At 72.1% G+C, this 17,139-nt stretch carries 19 protein-coding genes, 1 tRNA gene and 1 pseudogene; 7 read left to right on the top strand and 14 right to left on the bottom strand.

The window, feature by feature from the left end; genetic code table 11:
- Positions 1 to 80 precede the first annotated feature (80 nt).
- Together katG and L615_RS08085 are read right to left on the bottom strand one after the other, a co-directional pair.
- On the bottom strand, positions 81 to 2,288 hold the full coding sequence (gene katG, locus L615_RS08090; protein ID WP_145724738.1) for a catalase/peroxidase HPI: 2,208 nt from the start codon (positions 2,286 to 2,288) through the stop codon (positions 81 to 83).
- A 19-nt stretch (positions 2,289 to 2,307) separates the two neighbouring features.
- Entirely contained in the window at positions 2,308 to 2,733 is a 426-nt protein-coding gene (locus L615_RS08085; protein WP_028655789.1) for a Fur family transcriptional regulator, read from the bottom strand.
- Positions 2,734 to 2,822: 89 nt separating this feature from the next.
- On the opposite strand from L615_RS08085, the gene L615_RS08080 reads away from it, so the two are divergent.
- From L615_RS08080 to L615_RS08060, 6 genes and pseudogenes are all read left to right on the top strand, one after another.
- Positions 2,823 to 3,005: a hypothetical protein gene (locus L615_RS08080; protein WP_028655790.1), complete on the top strand. Its 183-nt coding sequence runs from the start codon at positions 2,823 to 2,825 to the stop codon at positions 3,003 to 3,005.
- Between the two features lie 26 nt (positions 3,006 to 3,031).
- Positions 3,032 to 4,183, top strand: coding sequence for a glycosyltransferase (locus L615_RS08075; protein ID WP_261376602.1), 1,152 nt, complete (start codon positions 3,032 to 3,034; stop codon positions 4,181 to 4,183).
- Between the two features lie 4 nt (positions 4,184 to 4,187).
- A pseudogene (locus L615_RS24720) lies at positions 4,188 to 4,649 on the top strand (glycosyltransferase); the annotation flags it as partial.
- Positions 4,650 to 5,026: 377 nt separating this feature from the next.
- Complete coding sequence (locus tag L615_RS23760) at positions 5,027 to 5,254, top strand: hypothetical protein (RefSeq protein WP_261376601.1); 228 nt, start codon at positions 5,027 to 5,029, stop codon at positions 5,252 to 5,254.
- Positions 5,251 to 6,297 (top strand): glycosyltransferase, encoded by a 1,047-nt coding sequence (locus L615_RS08065; protein WP_145724737.1) that lies wholly within the window; start codon positions 5,251 to 5,253, stop codon positions 6,295 to 6,297. Before L615_RS23760 ends, L615_RS08065 begins: the two co-directional genes overlap by 4 nt.
- A 23-nt stretch (positions 6,298 to 6,320) precedes the next feature.
- On the top strand, positions 6,321 to 7,115 hold the full coding sequence (locus tag L615_RS08060; RefSeq protein ID WP_222430486.1) for a glycosyltransferase family 2 protein: 795 nt from the start codon (positions 6,321 to 6,323) through the stop codon (positions 7,113 to 7,115).
- Positions 7,116 to 7,195: 80 nt separating this feature from the next.
- On the opposite strand, the gene L615_RS08055 is transcribed toward L615_RS08060, so the two are convergent.
- The 9 genes from L615_RS08055 to L615_RS08020 form a co-directional block, all read right to left on the bottom strand.
- Positions 7,196 to 7,268: transfer RNA gene (locus tag L615_RS08055), tRNA-Ala, on the bottom strand.
- A gap of 103 nt (positions 7,269 to 7,371) precedes the next feature.
- Positions 7,372 to 7,974 (bottom strand): histidine phosphatase family protein, encoded by a 603-nt coding sequence (locus tag L615_RS08050; protein WP_186449779.1) that lies wholly within the window; start codon positions 7,972 to 7,974, stop codon positions 7,372 to 7,374.
- 20 nt (positions 7,975 to 7,994) lie between these two features.
- Entirely contained in the window at positions 7,995 to 8,384 is a 390-nt protein-coding gene (gene rsfS, locus L615_RS08045; RefSeq protein WP_028655792.1) for a ribosome silencing factor, read from the bottom strand.
- The gene (gene nadD / locus L615_RS08040) at positions 8,381 to 8,974 is read right to left on the bottom strand and encodes a nicotinate-nucleotide adenylyltransferase (protein ID WP_028655793.1); all 594 of its coding nucleotides are present in this window, start codon (positions 8,972 to 8,974) and stop codon (positions 8,381 to 8,383) included. Before nadD ends, rsfS begins: the two co-directional genes overlap by 4 nt.
- Positions 8,975 to 9,032: 58 nt before the next feature.
- A complete protein-coding gene (locus L615_RS23190; RefSeq protein WP_186449778.1) occupies positions 9,033 to 9,200 on the bottom strand; it encodes a hypothetical protein in 168 nt (55 codons plus the stop codon).
- Positions 9,201 to 9,275: 75 nt separating this feature from the next.
- Positions 9,276 to 9,737 carry a hypothetical protein gene (locus L615_RS08035; RefSeq protein WP_145724735.1) on the bottom strand — a complete coding sequence of 154 codons (462 nt, stop codon included), beginning with the start codon at positions 9,735 to 9,737 and terminating at the stop codon, positions 9,276 to 9,278.
- Positions 9,734 to 10,402, bottom strand: a complete 669-nt coding sequence (locus L615_RS08030; protein ID WP_145724734.1) for a CDP-alcohol phosphatidyltransferase family protein — start codon at positions 10,400 to 10,402, stop codon at positions 9,734 to 9,736. Before L615_RS08030 ends, L615_RS08035 begins: the two co-directional genes overlap by 4 nt.
- A 43-nt stretch (positions 10,403 to 10,445) precedes the next feature.
- A complete protein-coding gene (locus L615_RS08025) occupies positions 10,446 to 11,696 on the bottom strand; it encodes a glutamate-5-semialdehyde dehydrogenase (protein WP_145724733.1) in 1,251 nt (416 codons plus the stop codon).
- Between the two features lie 37 nt (positions 11,697 to 11,733).
- Complete coding sequence (locus tag L615_RS08020) at positions 11,734 to 13,056, bottom strand: phosphatidylserine/phosphatidylglycerophosphate/cardiolipin synthase family protein (protein WP_145724732.1); 1,323 nt, start codon at positions 13,054 to 13,056, stop codon at positions 11,734 to 11,736.
- 133 nt (positions 13,057 to 13,189) lie between these two features.
- On the opposite strand from L615_RS08020, the gene L615_RS08015 reads away from it, so the two are divergent.
- Positions 13,190 to 14,677 carry a lysyl oxidase family protein gene (locus L615_RS08015; protein ID WP_145724731.1) on the top strand — a complete coding sequence of 496 codons (1,488 nt, stop codon included), beginning with the start codon at positions 13,190 to 13,192 and terminating at the stop codon, positions 14,675 to 14,677.
- A gap of 90 nt (positions 14,678 to 14,767) precedes the next feature.
- On the opposite strand, the gene L615_RS08010 is transcribed toward L615_RS08015, so the two are convergent.
- From L615_RS08010 to L615_RS08000, 3 genes are all read right to left on the bottom strand, one after another.
- Positions 14,768 to 15,730: an electron transfer flavoprotein subunit alpha/FixB family protein gene (locus tag L615_RS08010; protein WP_145724730.1), complete on the bottom strand. Its 963-nt coding sequence runs from the start codon at positions 15,728 to 15,730 to the stop codon at positions 14,768 to 14,770.
- Positions 15,731 to 15,754: 24 nt separating this feature from the next.
- Positions 15,755 to 16,555 carry an electron transfer flavoprotein subunit beta/FixA family protein gene (locus L615_RS08005; protein WP_084255149.1) on the bottom strand — a complete coding sequence of 267 codons (801 nt, stop codon included), beginning with the start codon at positions 16,553 to 16,555 and terminating at the stop codon, positions 15,755 to 15,757.
- A gap of 176 nt (positions 16,556 to 16,731) precedes the next feature.
- A complete protein-coding gene (locus tag L615_RS08000) occupies positions 16,732 to 17,136 on the bottom strand; it encodes a hypothetical protein (RefSeq protein ID WP_261376600.1) in 405 nt (134 codons plus the stop codon).
- Positions 17,137 to 17,139 lie beyond the last annotated feature (3 nt).

The following is a 17,139-nucleotide window of genomic DNA, read 5'->3' as shown; positions in this document are numbered from 1 at the left end:
TGCCGTGGGCCCGGTGAAAAGGCACGGAGGCCGCCCGTCGCCGGGCGGCCTCCGTGGTCGGGCTCAGTAGGACGTGACGGTCAGCGCAGGTCGAACCGGTCGGCGTCCATGACCTTCACCCAGGCGGCGACGAAGTCGTTGACGAACTTCTCCTTCGCGTCGTCGCTGGCGTAGACCTCCGCGACGGCCCGCAGCTCGGAGTTCGAGCCGAAGATCAGGTCGTTGCGGGTGCCGGTCCAGGTCTTGCCGTCCTCGGTGACGCCGGTGAAGACCTTCTCGGTCTCGTCGGTCGGGGTCCACGTGGTGCCGAGCTCGAGCAGGTTGACCAGGAAGTCGTTGGTCAGCACGCCCGGGCGGTCGGTGAAGACACCCAGGTCCGAGCCGTCCCAGTTGGTGCCGAGCACGCGGAGGCCGGCGACGAGGACGGTCATCTCCGGGGCGCTGACACCGAGCAGGTTGGCGCGGTCGATGAGGAGGTACTCCTCCGGGAACTTCGTGGACTTCGGCAGGTAGTTGCGGAAGCCGTCGGCCTTCGGCTCGAGGTGGCTGAAGAGATCGACGTCGGTCTGCTCCTGCGTCGCGTCACCGCGGCCGGTGGTCGTGGTGACCTTGATGTCGACGCCACCCTCAGCAGCGGCCTTCTCGATGCCGACCGAGCCACCGATGACGATGGTGTCGGCGAGGGAGGCACCGTGCGCCGTGGCGATCTCCTGCAGCGTGGCAAGGATCGCGGACAGCTCGGCCGGACGGTTGATCGCCCACGACTTCTGCGGCTCCAGGGCGATGCGGGCGCCGTTGGCACCACCGCGCTTGTCGGAGCTGCGGAAGGTCGAGGCCGAGGCCCACGCGGTCGAGACGAGCTGCGACACGGTCAGGTCGGAGTCGGCGATGGCGGCCTTCAGCTGGGCGACCTGGTCGTCGGTCAGCGGGGTGCCGGCCGGGATCGGGTCCTGCCAGACGAAGTCCTCCTCGGGGACCTCGGGACCGAGGTAGCGCGCCTTCGGGCCCATGTCGCGGTGGGTCAGCTTGAACCAGGCGCGGGCGAACGCGTCGGTGAACGCGGCCTGGTCCTCCTTGAACCGCAGCGAGATCTCGCGGAACTCCGGGTCCTCCCGCAGCGCGATGTCGGAGGTCAGCATGCGCGGCTCGCGCTTGGCGTCGCCGAACGACTCGGGGACGAGGTCGGCGCCGCCGTTGTTCCTGGGGCGCCACTGCTTCGCACCGGCCGGGGACTCGAAGAGCTCCCAGTCGTAGGCGAAGAGGATGTGGAAGAACTCGTTGTCCCAGCGCGTCGGGTGGTAGGTCCAGGTGACCTCCAGGCCCGAGGTGATGGCGTCGATGCCCTTGCCGGACTTGTACGACGACTTCCAGCCCAGGCCCTGCTCCTGGATCGGGGCGGCCTCCGGCTCGGGACCGACGGCGTCGGCCGGGCCGGCGCCGTGGGTCTTGCCGAAGGTGTGGCCGCCGGCGATCAGGGCGACCGTCTCCTCGTGGGTCATGCCCATGCGGGTGAAGGTGTCCTTGATGTCCGCGGCGGAGGCCAGCGGGTCCGGGACGCCGTTCGGGCCCTCGGGGTTGACGTAGATCAGGCCCATCTGCACCGCGGCGAGCGGGTCCTCGAGGTCACGCTCACCGGAGTAGCGCTGGTCGTCGAGCCACTCGGTCTCGGGACCCCAGTAGACGTCGTCGTCGGCCTCCCACACGTCGGGGCGGCCACCGCCGAAGCCGAAGGTCGGGAAGCCCATGTCCTCGAGCGCGACGTTGCCGGCGAGGATCATCAGGTCACCCCACGAGAGGGCCTTGCCGTACTTCTTCTTGACCGGCCAGAGCAGGCGGCGCGCCTTGTCCAGGTTGCCGTTGTCCGGCCAGGAGTTGGTCGGCGCGAAGCGCTGCTGGCCGTGCCCACCGCCACCGCGGCCGTCCATGACCCGGTAGGTGCCGGCGGAGTGCCACGCCATGCGGACGTAGAGCGGGCCGTAGTGGCCGAAGTCGGCCGGCCAGAGGTCCTTCGAGTCGGTCAGCGTGGCCTTGATGTCGGCCTTGACGGCGTCGAGGTCGAGCGAGAGGAACGCGCTCTTGTAGTCGAAGTCCTCACCCTGCGGGTTCGCGACCGCCGGGTTCTTGGCGAGGATCTTGAGGTTCAGCTTGTTCGGCCACCACTGGTGGTTGGGCGAACCCTGGGTCGGGTGCGCAAGACCGTGCATCACCGGGCACTTGCCGGCGGGCTGGTCGGCGTCGTGCGGGCCCTCGGTGACGAGCGGCTCGGTGTGGTCGGTGTTGTCGGGCATCAGGATCCTTTCGGGACCTTTACTGGGGGCGGTGTGAACACTCGGGGCAAGTGCCCCAATAGATGACCTCGGCCTCGTCGACGACGAAGCCGTGGGAGTCCGACGCCGTCAGGCACGGCGTGTGCCCCACGGCGCAGTCCACGTCAGCGATCGACCCGCAGGAGCGGCACACGACGTGGTGGTGGTTGTCGCCGGTGCGCGTCTCGTAGCGCGCGACCGACCCGGCCGGCTTGATGCTGCGCACCAGACCCACCTCGGTGAGGGTGTGCAGCGAGTCGTAGACGGCCTGGTGGGACACCTCGGGGAGCAGGGTGCGCGCCGCCGCGATCACGGACTCGGTGTCCGCGTGCGGGTGGGCGTGCACCGCCTCGAGGACCGCCAGGCGCGGCCGGGTGACGCGGAGCGCGACGTCCCGCAGCTGCTGCTGGAAGTCGGGCTGGGTCATGCCTCCATCTTGCCAGTTATCTTGAATCAGTCAAGATTTCGTACGGCGTGTCGAGGTCTGCCCGGTCCCGGCGCGGGTACCTCCACGGCATGGACATGTCACCTGCCTGGCTCCTCCTCGGACTCGTCGTCGCGATCTTCATCGTCGGCGGGCTGGCGTTCGCCTTCCTGGCCGACCGCCGGCGCAACGAGGACGTCTCCAACGACACCGAGCGCCTCGACCCCGACCCGACCAGCCCGCCCAGCGACCCGTCGGACCGCCACGGCGGCTGATCCGCGCACCTCGGGGTATCGGGGGCGTGACGACGACGCCCCACCTCCGCATCCCCCAGGCCGCCCGTCCGGACGACCCGACGGTCGTCGTCCCTGCGCCGGTCCGCGTGGCCTCCGTCCCGTCGGGGCACGTGTACGTCCGGCACCTCTCGCCGGAGGTCGGCGGTGGCCCGCAGCGCCTTCCCGACCCTGACCCCTTAGGAGGCCCGCGGGCTGCGGGCGCGGCCTGGTGGCCGCCCGTGATGCTCGATCCCGCATGGGCGGCCGATGCCGACTTCGACGTCTTCCACCTGCACTTCGGCTTCGACGCCTGCAGCCCGGCACAGCTCGCCGAGCTGGTGGACGTGCTGCGCCGACGAGGCAAGCCGCTCGTCTACACGGTGCACGACCTGCGCAACCCCCACCACGCGTCGCCCGGGGAGCACGACGCCCAGCTGGACGTCCTGGTGCCCCCGGCCGACGCCCTGATCACCCTCACCCGGGGAGCGGCAGACCAGGTGCGTCATCGCTGGGGGCGGAGGGCGACCGTCGTCCCGCACCCGCACGTCGTCGACCTGGCCAGGATGCAGGAGCTCCAGGACCGTCGTGCCTGCACGCCCGGCGGACCGTTCCGCGTGGGCCTGCACGTCAAGAGCCTGCGTCCCAGCATGGCCCCGATGACGATCCTGCCGACGCTGCTGGCCGTGGTGCGCGAACTGCCCGACACCGTCCTCCAGGTGAACGCGCACCGCGACGTCCTCGATGCGGACGGGGCGCGACGCGACGAGCAGCTGGCGGCGTTCCTGCACGCGGCGGCCGACCGCGGGGAGCTGGACCTGCGGGTGCATGACTACCTCAGCGACGACCAGCTCTGGGCCTACCTCTCGTCGCTGGACGTCTCCGTGCTCCCCTACCGCTTCGGCACGCACTCCGGATGGCTGGAGGCGTGCCGCGACCTCGGCACGACCGTGGTCGCGCCCTCGTGCGGCTTCTACGCCGACCAGGGCCCGGTGCTGTCGTACCACCACGACGAGACGTCGTACGACGCCGACTCCCTCGCGGTCGCCCTGCGCCGCGCCCACGGCCTCCGGCCCGCCCTCGGCGCTTCGGTCGACGAGCGTCGCGCACAGAGGGCCGAGGTCGCGGCCGCCCACGACCGGGTCTACCGCGCCGTCCTCGACGGTTCGGTCCTGGGGTGAGGCCGTGCGCGTCTGCCTGATCGCGTCCAGCCGGCACCCGGTCTGCGAGCCCTTCGCCGGCGGCCTCGAGGCGCTCACCCACCAGCTCGCCCTTCGCCTGTCCGGCCGCGGCCACGAGGTCACCCTGTTCGCGGCGCCGGGCAGCGACCCCGACCTGCCCGTCACGCTCGTCGAGGCTCCTGCCTTCCTGCCGAGCGAGGTCGCGCAGCGGGACGTCAACGCCCCGTCGCGCACCTGGATGGCGGAGCACCACGCCTACCTCACCTTGATGCTGGACCTGCCCCGGTCGGCGACCTCGCGCTTCGACGTCGTGCACAACCACAGCCTCCACCACCTCCCGGTCGCGATGGCGCCGATGCTCGAGGTGCCGGTGCTGACCACGCTGCACACACCCCCGCTGCCGTGGCTGGAGTCAGCCATCGCCGCCGCGCCCGGCACCTCGGCCTTCACCGCCGTGAGCCGACGGACCGCCGAGGCGTGGTCGCACGTGGTCCGGGCGGTGCCGGTCCTGAACGGGGTCGACCCCGCGGCCTGGCCGTTCGGGCCCGGTGGCGGGCCCGCCGTGTGGACCGGCCGACTGGTGCCGGAGAAGGCGCCGCACGACGCGATCGACGCGGCCAGGGCGGCAGGCCTGCCCATCGTCCTCGCCGGCCCGGCGCCGGACGACGACTACTTCGACGAGATCGTCGCCCCGCGGCTGGGTCGCGACGCCGTGCACGTGGGCCACCTCGACCACCGTGCCCTGGCGCGGTTGCTCGGCCGGGCGTCCGTCGCGGCGGTGACCCGCAGTGGGACGAGCCCTACGGCCTCGTCGCCGCCGAGGCCATGGCCTGCGGCACGCCGGTGGCCGCCTATGCCCGCGGCGCCCTCCCGGAGCTGGTCCACGACGAGGTCGGCGCCCTCGCACCGGCGGGTGACACGGCAGCACTCGCCGTGGCCCTCCGGACCGCCGCCTCCCGCGACCGCACCGCGGTCCGCGACCACGCCGTCCGGCACCTCTCGGTCGACCGGATGGTCCGTGAGTACGAGGCGCAGTACGCGGCCCTCGCCCGCCGGGAGGCCGCGGCATGATCGGCTACTACGTCCACCACCACGGTCGCGGCCACCTCCACCGGGCGCTGGCGATCGCCGCCCAGCTGGCGGAGCCGGTGACCTTCCTGTCCTCCCTGCCCCCGCCCGCCGAGTGGCTGGCTCGCCCCGCGGCACGCCGTGGCGAGTGGGTCGTGCTCGACCGCGACGACCGCGGCGTCGCCCCGGCCGACCCCGACGCGGGAGGCCGGCTGCACTGGGTCCCCGTCGCGGATGCCGGGCTGAGCCGGCGGATGCGCCAGGTCTCGACGTGGCTGGACCGCGCACGCCCGCGACTGGTCGTCGTCGACGTCTCGGTCGAGGTCGCCCTGCTCGCGCGGCTGCACGGGGTGCCGGTGGTGACGGCCGTGCTGCCGGGCCGGCGCGCCGACCCGGCCCACCTGCTCGGCTTCGACGTCGCCAGCGAGGTGGTGGGCTTCTGGCCCGAGGGCATGACCGACGCCCTCCTGCCCGACCTGCCGGAGCGGGTACGACGTCGCGTGCGTGCCGTCGGGGCGGTGGCCCGGTTCCCGGTGGATCCGGTGGCGCCCGTGGAGCCGCCCTCCCCCGCGCCCGACGAGGCGGCACCGCGCTCGGCCGTGCTGCTGGCGGGTGCCGGCGGGAGCGCGCTCGACGACGCCGCGGTCGACACCGTGGTCGGGTCCACCCCGGGCTGGCGGTGGACGGTGCTCGGTCCCGGCAGCTGGGTCGACGACCCGCGCCCCGCGCTGCGGTCGGCCGACGTCGTGGTGACCCACGCCGGGCAGAACGCCCTCGCAGAGGTCGCGGCGCTGCGGCGACCCGCGGTCGTCGTACCCCAGCAGCGGCCGCACGACGAGCAGGTCACCACCGCGCGGGCGTTGCGCGACGCGGGCTGGCCGGTCCTCGTCGACGAGCAGCTCCCGCTCGACGGCTGGTCCGCCCGGCTCGAGGCAGCGGCCCGGATCGGTGGCGGTCGCTGGACGGCGTGGTGCGACGGTCGTGCGGCAGAGCGGTTCGCCGCAGTGGTCGGCGCGGTCGGCACGGAGCCGGGACAGGTGGCGTGAGCGCCGTCGGCACGGTCGCCGTGGTGACGGTCGTTCACGGCCGGCACGATCACCTGCGCCACCAGCAGCGCTCCCTGGCGCGCGGCCGGCAGCGCCCGGACGCCTGGGTCGTGGTCGCGATGCAGGACCCGGCCGTCCGTGACGTGCTCGCCGAGGGGCAGCGCGAGACCGGCCTCGCGGCCGACGTGGTCGACCTGCCGGCCGACCCCGGTGCATTCCCCCTGGCCGCGGCCCGCAACCGGGGCATGTCCCGCGCCCTGGCTCGGGGCGCCGAGGTCCTCGTCGGCCTCGACGTCGACTGCCTCGCCGGGCCCGACCTCGTCCCTGGCTACGGGTCCGCGGTCACCGGTGCGCCGGACCGGTTGTGGGCCGGCCCGGTCACCTACCTGGACCCGCCGCCGCCGGGCGGCTACCCGATCGACGACCTCGCGTCCCTGGACGCCCCGCACGGCGCCCGCCCGGCACCGGCCGCTGGTGAGCGCGTCGACGGCGGCGACCTCCGCCTGTTCTGGTCGCTGTCCTTCGCTCTGTCGGCGCGGACGTGGCGACGCACCGACGGCTTCGACGAGGCCTACGTGGGGTACGGCGGCGAGGACACCGACTTCGCCCGGCGCGCCGGCGCGGCCGGCCTCCGGATGGCCTGGACGGGCGACGCGCGTGCCTACCACCAGCACCACCCGGTCAGCCGCCCCCCCGGTGGAGCACCTCGACGACATCCTGCGCAACGGCCGCCTCTTCCGCGACCGGTGGGGCGAGTGGCCGATGCAGGGCTGGCTCGACGAGTTCTGCGAGCTCGGCCTGGTCGTCCGGCAGGGTGACGACTACCTGCGCGCCGCGCCACATGACAGAAGGGCCGCGGTCTGATCCTCTCGGATCTTCCGCGGCCCTCCTGGTCCGGTGGAGGTGAGGGGACTCGAACCCCTGACCCCCTGCATGCCATGCAGGTGCGCTACCAGCTGCGCCACACCCCCGTGGGTCTCGTTGCTCCGCCGAAGCGGGGCAACGGACAGGAATATTAGCCAACTCTCCCCACGACGTGAAATCGGGGGGCCGGTTTTCCGCCCGGGCGTCCGGTCAGGCGTTGTACGACGCCAGAGCCCACCCGCCGGTGACCCGCTGCTCGAGCACGACGCGGCCGCAGTTGCCCAGGGCACGCAGGTCCTGGCCGACGCTGAGCGGCCACCCGAGGAACGCGGCCAGGCCGGTGCGGATCGCCGCACCGTGGGAGACGGCGACCCCGCACTGCCCCTCGCCGAGCGCGGCGGCGAGGTCGCGCAGGCAGGCGGCGTAGCGGTCGGCGACCTCCTGCGGCGACTCGGCACCGGGGATGCCCTCCCAGTCGCCGCTGCGGAAGCGGGCGAACGCCTCCGGGTCGCGCTCACGGATCTCGTCGTGGGTCAGCCCCTGCAGCTCGCCGAGACGGAACTCGCGCAGCCGCCCGTCGTGGGTCGGCACGAGGCCGGCCTCCTTGGCGACCGTCTCCGCGGTCACCCGGGCGCGGGCGAGGTCGCTGGTCCACACCAGCGCCGGCGCCATCGCGGCGACGACCGGCGCGACGGCGCGGGCCTGCTCGAGGCCGACCTCGTCGAGCTCGCTGTCCAGCTGGCCCTGCACCCGCCGCGTGGCGTTCCAGGAGGTGCGCCCGTGCCGGAGCAGGACGATGCGGCGCGCGGTCACCCCGCCCGTCTCCCCGCCGGTCACTCCGCGGGCGGCGCCGGCGGTCCGGTGACCTCGGCCGGCAGGTCGATGACCGGGCAGTCGCGCCACAGCCGCTCGAGGGCGTAGAACTCGCGCTCCTCGGTGTGCTGGACGTGGATCACCACGTCGCCGTAGTCGAGCAGCACCCAGCGGCCGTCGCGGTGGCCCTCGCGCCGGATCGGCTTGGCGCCGACCTCGCGGAGCTTGTCCTCGACCTCCTCGACGATGGCGCGGACCTGGCGGTCGTTGGCGCCCGAGGCGAGCAGGAAGGCGTCGGTGATGGCGAGCTGCTCGCTGACGTCGAACGCGAGCTGGTCGGTGGCGAGCTTGTCGGACGCGGCCAGCGCGGCGACGCGGATCAGCTCGACAGCGTGCTCAGAGGCAGTCATTCAGGTTCCGTTCCGGTGGTGGGCGGGTAGAGCCCGTGCTTGGTGATGTACTGCACGACGCCGTCCGGGACGAGGTACCAGATCGGCTGGCCGGCCCGCTGCCGCTCACGGCACTCCGTGGACGAGATCGCCAGCGCCGGCACCTCCACCATGGTCACACGGTCGTGCGGGATCTTCGCCAACGTCGCGGGGTCCATGTCCGCCCCGGGGCGCGTGCAGCCCACGAAGTGGGCGAGGTCGAAGACGTCGTCGGCGTCGCGCCAGCTGAAGATGTCGGTCAGCGCGTCGGCGCCGGTGATGAAGTACAGGTCGGCGTCCGGACGCTCCGTGCGCAGGTCGCGCAGCGTGTCGACGGTGTACGTCGGTCCGGCCCGGTCGATGTCGACGCGGCTGACCGTGAACCGCGGGTTCGCGGCGGTGGCGATCACCGTCATCAGGTAGCGGTGCTCGGCGGGCGAGACCTCGCGGTCGGCCTTCTGCCAGGGCTGGCCGGTGGGGACGAAGACGACCTCGTCGAGGTCGAACCACCCCTGGACCTCGGAGGCGGCCACCAGGTGGCCGTGGTGGATGGGGTCGAACGTGCCGCCCATCACCCCGATCCGGGTGCGGCCGTCGGCCCCTGGCACTGCGGTCCCTTCGACCGGTGCGTCAGCTGTGCTCGCGGCCGCCGCCGAACCAGACCAGGCCGAGCAGCAGGAAGAGGAGGAAGGCCAGCACGCCGCCACCGATGAGCCACGGGTTCACGGCGGGCTCGCCGCCGTGCTCCTCCGCGGCGCTGGCGACGGTGAGGGCGGCGAGGCTGATCTGGCTGAGCATGGCGGCATCGTATCCGGTCCCCTGCCGGCATCTCACAGGTGGCGTCCCACCGGCCGACCGCGCTGACGGCCGGCGCTAGTGGATGGCGACGTCGACGCCGAGGAAGAGGAAGGTGAACCTGATGGTGCGGCCGAGCAGCACGGTGGGGACGAAGGCCCACAGGGGCATCCTGAGGATGCCGGCGAGGGCGGCCATCGCGAGCAGCGGCGGGAGGCCGGCCGACGCGGCGAGGAACATGACGGCGGCGCCGTACCAGGGCCGGCCCTGCATGCGGCCCATCCACTTGTCGTAGGTGGCTTTCACCTTCGGGGCGGAGAGCTTCTTCTGGGCCCACCGCGACTCCGAGCCCCGGCGGGCGGCCTCGTAGACGACGACCTTGCCGACGGTGGCGCCGGCGCCGGCCGCGATGCCCAGGGCGATCGCGGCGGCGGTGGTGCGGTCAGAGGCCGCGGCGCCGACGATGTAGACCTCGATGGGGAGGAACGGGAGCAGCGCGGAGGCGAGGCTGAACGCGAAGGTCGTCAGCCAGAGGATCATCCCGAGGCGGCCCTCTCGTGCTCGGGCGCCGGAACGTGCTCGGGCACCGGGACGCCGAGCTGGAGCAGCCAGCGCAGGGAGACGCACTTCAGCACCAGCAGGCCGACCGCGATGATCGTGCCGAGCCAGACCCAGCCGCTCACGAGCAGGATGACGGCGAAGGCGCCGGAGTTGGCGGCCTTGCCGACGCGCGACCAGTTCCAGAGGTAGATCCGGCGGTCGACGACGTGGAAGTAGTTGGGGCTGCGGATCGGCCAGGCGAGGAACGCCAGCGACAGGTACATGTCGATGACGATGAACTCGAAGAGGTAGATCCCGATCGGGATGCCGATCCAGGTCATCGGGTCGGTGTCGATCCAGCCACCCGGCTGGAGCCAGATCAGGCCGACGTAGAGCGCGCCGCAGCTGAGCCGGTCGCACATCATGTCGACGACCGCGCCGATCCGGGTCTCGCAGTCGCGCCACCGGGCCCACTCGCCGTCGATGCTGTCACCGACCCAGTAGGTCACCAGGCCGATGACGATCCACGCCAGGCTCTCGTCGTACGCCGCCCACACGGCGATCGCGAGCGTGATCGCGGTGCGGACGAAGGTGATGATCGTGGCTCCGGTGAAGAGCCTTTCGACGGAGGGATCGGCGTAGATCCGGTCCGGTGAGCCTGCCATGCCGCGAAACCTATCGTTGAGTCCCCCGGCGCGCCGGGACGGGTCAGCGGACGTGGCCGTCGCCGATGACGACGTACTTGGTCGACGTCATCTCCGGCAGGCCCATCGGACCGCGCGCGTGGAGCTTCTGGGTGCTGATCCCGATCTCGGCGCCGAACCCGAACTCGCCGCCGTCGGTGAACCGGGTGGAGGCGTTGACCAGCACCGCCGCGGAGTCGACCTCGGCGACGAACCGGCGGGCGGCCCCCTGGTCCTCGGTGACGATGGCGTCGGTGTGGCCGCTGGACCAGGTCCGGATGTGCTCGAGGGCGGCGTCGATGTCGGGGACGACCCGTGCGGCGATGTCGAGCGAGAGGTACTCGACGGCCCAGTCGTCGTCGGTCGCGGCCACGACACCGTCGAGGGCGCCGAAGGCGTCGTCGCCGTGGACGGTGACGCCGGCCTCCTGCAGGGCGGCGGTGACCCGCGGCAAGAACTCCGCGGCGACGTCGGCGTGCACGAGCAGGGACTCGGCCGCGTTGCAGACGCTGGTGCGGTGGGTCTTGGCGTTGAGGACGATCGGGAGCGCCTTGTCGAGGTCGGCGGCCCGGTCGACGTAGACGTGGCAGTTGCCCACGCCGGTCTCGATGACGGGGACGGTCGAGTCGTTGACGACCGACTGGATCAGGCCGGCACCGCCGCGCGGGATGAGCACGTCGACGAGGCCGCGGGCCCGCATCAGCGCCTTGACGCTGTCGTGGGAGTCGCCGGGCACGAGCTGGACGACGTCGGCCTCCAGCCCCGAGGCGGTCACGGCGTCGCGCAGCACCGCCACGATCGCGGCGTTGCTGGACCGGGCCGAGGAGCTGCCGCGCAGCAGCACCGCGTTGCCGGACTTGAGGCAGATGCCGGCGGCGTCGGCGGTCACGTTGGGCCGGGCCTCGTAGATCATCCCGACGACCCCGAAGGGCACGCGGACCTGGCGCAGCTCGAGGCCGTTGGCCAGGACGCTGCCGCGGACCACCTCGCCGACGGGGTCGGCGAGGCCGGCGACGTCGCGCAGGCCCTGGGCCATGCCCTCGAGGCGCTCGTCGGTGAGCCGCAGCCGGTCGATGATGTTGGCCGGGGTGCCGTCGGCCTCGGCCCGGGCGACGTCCTCGGCGTTGGCCGCGAGGACCTCCGCGGAGCGGTCGAGCAGGGCGTCGGCCATCGCGTGCAGCGTGGCGTCCTTCTGCGCCCGCGTCGCGAGGGCGAGCCCCCGGCTCGCGACCCGCGCCCGCTGGGCGACTTCACGTACGGCGGCCTCGGCACTCATGGCTCAAGGATAGGGCGCCGGGGGCCGGCGCCGCCCGTCAGGCGCAGGGGCGGGACGTCGGCTCGGGACCGACGCGGTGGGTGGCCCGGGGGCTCTTCCACATCCGCATGAACATGCGGTCGTACTCGCGGGTGACCAGGGCGCCGTGCAGCTCCAGGGTGACCTCGTCGCTGCCCAGCCCGGGCGGCGACCAGTTCTCGGACCCGGTCCAGACCAGGCGGTCGCCGCGCCCGCGGTAGGAGCCGTTGACCGTGACGTACTTGAGGTGCGAGTAGCAGCTGGGCCCGTAGACGATCTTGTCCGGGTCGGAGGTCGACGTCCGCGGTCCCCAGTCCCAGTCGGCCGACCTCACGGGGATCCCCGCGCGCTTCAGGATCCGCACGACCTCCTTGCTCATCAGGGAGCCGATGACGCGGACCTGGCAGCCGTTGCCCTTCTTCCGCGCGAGGAGGCCCGCGAGCCGCTCCCCCCGCCGGGCGTACCAGGCACGCATGTTGACGGTGATGACCGACCGGCCCGCGGCGTTGCCGAAGCCCTCGGGCGCGCGGCAGCCGACATCCTGCAGCCGGCGGTACGGCGCATCCGTGACCGCCCTGCCGACGGTGGTGCGCCCGGGGGTGCTGGTGCCCGGCCGCTGGAAGAAGGCCGTGACCTCCTCGCTGGAGAAGGTCACCCGCCGAGGAGAGGCGGCACGGTCCCGGCGCATCTCGTCGAACAGCTTCCACCACGCGGTGAACAGCCCGTCGTTGCCCGCGATGGCGACCGAGTCGTTCCACTGCCCGTGCACGGCTGGTCCGGCGAGGTTGGCCGAGCTGCTGATGAACAGCCGCCTGGCGGTGCCGGTGCGGGTGAAGGAGTAGATCTTCAGGTGCATGTTGCCGCCGGGGCTGCTGTTGCGGCAGGCCCGCTTGCAGACGTAGAGGAAGCTGGTCCGGGCGGGGTTCTTGCCGATCGCCCGCTGCACCCTCGCCTCGAGCCGGCCGACCAGGTTGGCGTTCACGATGACCTGGACCCTCACACCGCGGCGGTGGGCACGGATCAGCTTGTCGGCGCTGGCCTTGAGACCGAGGTTGTAGGTCGCGATCCGGATCGTCTCGCCGCGCGGGGTGTGGTCGATCGCGGCGTTGATCCGCCGCGCGATGACGGTGCGCTCGGCCCGGGTGCCGACCGGCCAGTTGAAGGTGATGCCGGTGTAGGGGGTCCACGGCGCCCGGGCACGCGGCACCTCCCCCTGTGCCGGCGCCGCCTCGGGCTCGGCGGACGCCGGCGGCACCGTCGGGAGCAGGCCGAGGGCGACGACGAGGACGGCGAGCATCGCCACCAGGGGCACGGGACCGGGACGGCGCGGCGCGTCTTCCACGAATGCAAGGTATATCTATTGACTTACTGAATCCAACCTGAATCCAACGCGGCATCTGCCGTTCGCAACCAAACGGGTGCCGCGCGCGTCAGGATCAGCGGGGGACCCCCGACCCGACCGAGAGGAACAACCCGTGAAGCTCCGACCCGGCGTGACCGTCGCCGCGCTCGCCACCGCGACGCTCACCGCGCTCACCACGCTCACCGCACCCACCGCGCCGGCCGCCCCCGGGCCGGCCCGCGCGGCCGAGGAACCCTCGTCGCCCGTCGCCCTGACCGGCGCCCCGGTCGTCGAGGTCGGCAGCTACGACGGCTTCCTCTACGGCGACATCGGCCTCAACCTCCTCGCCCGCGACCAGGCCTTCGAGGTCCGCGCCCACCGCACGAAGTGGATCGACCAGATCGAGACGTACTGGCAGTCGCCGAACGGCCCGGTGCAGATCCCGGCCGGCCCGAACGACCGCTGGGACGCGCTCGACAACTTCATCGTGCTCGAGATCCGGCGGGCCAAGGACGGGGAGCTGGTCCGCACCCGGCGCCTCGACGTGTGCCTCAACCAGTGGAACACCCAGCGCAGCCACCCGGACGCACCGCTGCGCTCGCCGTACCCCATGTGGTGCCCCGCCAACCCGTTCACCAAGGGCTCGGTCCAGGGCATCCAGGAGGGCTGGATCAGCAACATCGACATCAGCGAGAGCCGGCTGCGCCTGCCCCGCGGCAGGTACGACGTGACGGCCCGGATCGCCAACCGCTTCGTCTCCACCCTCGGCATCGCCCCGGCCGACGCCCGCCGCAAGTACCGCCTGGTGGTCACCAAGCCCAGCGACGACGACTACTACTACGGCCGGCGCGACCACGGCACGACGTCGACGCGCCTGCGGCCCGCAGCGGTGAAGCCGCGGGCGAAGCAGGCCGGCGCGCCGACCGACGCCGTCCCGGACCTCCGGTCGCTGCCGGCCTTCAGCATGCGCCTGTCGCCCAACAAGAAGTACCTGCGCTTCTCGGCGACGGTGTGGAACGCCGGTGACGGCCCGCTGGTCGTCGACGGCTTCCGGCGCGGGACGCAGGACGTCATGGACGCCTTCCAGTACTTCATCGACTCCGAGGGCAACCAGACCGGCTACCGCCAGGTCGGCACGATGATCTGGCACAAGGCCCCCAGCCACAACCACTGGCACTTCAAGGACTTCGCGAAGTACTCGCTGCTCAACGCGGACAAGACCGAGGTCGTCGTCTCGCGCAAGGAGTCGTTCTGCCTGGCCAACACCGACGCGGTGGACTACACCGTGCCCGGGGCGGACTGGCAGCCCGAGAACACCGACCTGCACACCTCCTGCGGCGACCAGTCGTCGATCTCGCTGCGGGAGGTCCTCTCCCCCGGCTCCGGCGACACCTACGAGCAGTTCCGCGCCGGCCAGGCCTTCCGGGTCGACAACCTCCCCAACGGCATCTACTACATCGCCGTCGAGGGCAACCCGAACCGCAACCTGGTCGAGTCGAACACCGGCAACAACCGGGCCCTGCGCAAGGTGAAGCTCAGCGGCAAGGGCGCCAACCGGAAGCTCAGCTTCTACCGGGTCGGCATCATCGACGACCGCGGCTACGGCTCCGAGGAGCACTGAGCCCTCCGGCGACTCCCACGAAGCAGAAAACGGCGAACGCCGCGGACACCATCCGGTGTCCGCGGCGTTCGCGTCGGGGCAGAGCCTCGCTCAGCCCTTGCGCTTCTCGATCTCGGCGGTCACGGCCGGGAGGACCGCGTGGAGGTCGCCCACGACACCGAAGTCGACGAGCTCGAAGATCGGGGCCTCCTCGTCCTTGTTGACGGCCACGATCGTCTTCGAGGTCTGCATGCCGGCGCGGTGCTGGATCGCACCCGAGATGCCGTTCGCGACGTACAGCTGCGGCGAGACCACCTTGCCGGTCTGGCCGACCTGGAAGGTGTGCGGCTTCCAGCCGGAGTCGACGGCGGCACGCGAGGCGCCCACGGCGGCACCGAGGGCGTCGGCGAGGGCCTCGACCGCGGTGAAGTCACCGCCGGTGCCACGACCACCGGAGACCACGATGGCGGCCTCGGTGAGCTCGGGGCGGCCGGTGGACTGGCGCGGCTGGGCGGCGACGATCTGCGCGGTCTTCGCGGCGTCGGAGATCTGCGCGGCGAACTCCTCGACGGCGCCGGCGCCGGCGCCCTCCTCCGGAGCGGCGGCGTTGGGCTTGACCGCGATGATCGGCGTGCCCTTGACGACCTTGGCGTCGACGGTGAAGTTGCCGGCGAACACCGACTGGGTGGTGACGATGTCCTCACCCTCCACCTTGACGTCGACGGCGTCGGTGATCAGGCCCGAGGAGAGCTTGATCGACAGGCGGCCGGCGATCTCCTTGCCCTCGGCCGAGGCCGGGATGAGGATCGCGGCGGGCGAGGTCTTCTCGGCCAGCTGCTGCAGCACCTCGGCCTTGGGGGCCACGAGGTAACCCTTGATCTCCGTGTCGTCGACGACGTAGACCTTGTCGGCACCGTAGGCCTTGACGGCGTCGGCGACGGCGGCGGACTTGTCCGCACCGCCGATGAAGACGGCCGAGGGCGAGCCGATCCGCTTGGCGATCGCCAGCAGCTCGTAGGTGGGCTTGCGGACAGCGCCGTCGACGTGGTCGACGAGAACCAGGACTTCAGACATGTTGTTTCTGCTCCTCAGCGCTTCTCAGATGAACTTCTTCGACGCGAGGAACTCGACCAGCGCGGTGGCGCCCGAGCCGTCCTCGTCCTTGACGATCTCGCCGGCGGTGCGCGGCGGGCGGGCCGCGGTGGCCTCGACCTTCGTCCACGCAGCGTCCAGGCCGACCTCGGAGGCGTCGACGCCGATGTCGGCGAGCGAGAGCGTCTCCAGCGGCTTCTTCTTCGCGGCCATGATGCCCTTGAACGACGGGTAGCGGGCCTCGCCCGACTGGTCGGTCACGGACAGGACCAGCGGCAGGGTGCCGCCGATGACCTCGGTGGCGGTGTCGCCGTCACGCTTGATGCGGACCTGGTCGCCCTGGGTCTCCACCACGGCGGCGAGGGTGACCTGCGGCAGGTTGAGCCGCTCGGCGAGCATCGCCGGGACGACGCTCATGCCGCCGTCGGTCGACGCGAGGCCACCGACGACGAGCTCCGGGACGCCGATCTTCTCGATCGCCTTGGCGAGCACCAGCGACGTCGCGGCGGCGTCGGAGCCGGCGATGGCGTCGTCCTGCACGTGGACGGCCTTGTCGGCGCCCATCTGCAGGGCCTTGCGCACGGCGGCCTCGGCCTCGGCCGGGCCCACGGTCAGCGCGGTGACGGTGATCTCCTCGTCGGCGCGCTTCTCCTTGATCTGGAGAGCCTGCTCGACGGCGTACTCGTCGAGCTCCGACAGCAGACCGTCGACACCCACGCGGTCGACGGTGTTGTCCGCCTCGAACTTCCGGTCACCCGTCGCGTCCGGGACGTACTTCACAAGGACGACAATGTTGGAGAGAGTCATGGTTGTGGCCGGACCGGCCCCTTCCTGTGCTTCGTGATTCCCCGCAGCGTGGCCCGCGGCAGGGAGCAACTGAGGTCCGTTGCCGGACAGCGTCTTGCAGGTTACCGTCCGGTCACGGCGGTCGGAATCCGCGTCTCAGTGGATTCCCTCACACCGGCGCGGTGCGCCGTGGTGGGTCAGGGTCGCAGGATGCGCTCGAGCGCCCGGCCGACCACCAGGTAGACGACGCAGGCGATCCCGTAGTTGAACAGCGCCGTCTTGACCGCGCCGTTCGGGTCCTCGAAGGCCTTCACCGGGTTGTCCAGGTCGAAGAACCCGAGGTCGAAGGTGTCGGCGAGGTCGCGGACGGCCTGGACCAGGCTGTTCTCCTCGTTCGCCTCGAGGGCGTAGGAGAAGGCGGCCGCGGCCAGCACGAGGGCGAGGGTCACGCAGATGATCCAGACCACCCGGGCTGCGTTGTCCCGCACCCGGGCCAGCACCAGCGAGCGGCTGCCCGAGGTCGTGCCCGTGGGCTCGGCCGAGCTGGTGGGCTCGTCGGCGTCGGCGTCGGCGTCGGCGTCGGCCTTGTGCTCTCCCGGCATCTC

Origin of the sequence: Nocardioides sp. J9 (genome assembly GCF_007829375.1) — a bacterium.
In the GTDB taxonomy this organism is placed as follows: Bacteria; Actinomycetota; Actinomycetes; order Propionibacteriales; family Nocardioidaceae; genus Nocardioides.
This window is presented reverse-complemented; position numbering and strand designations above follow the sequence as displayed.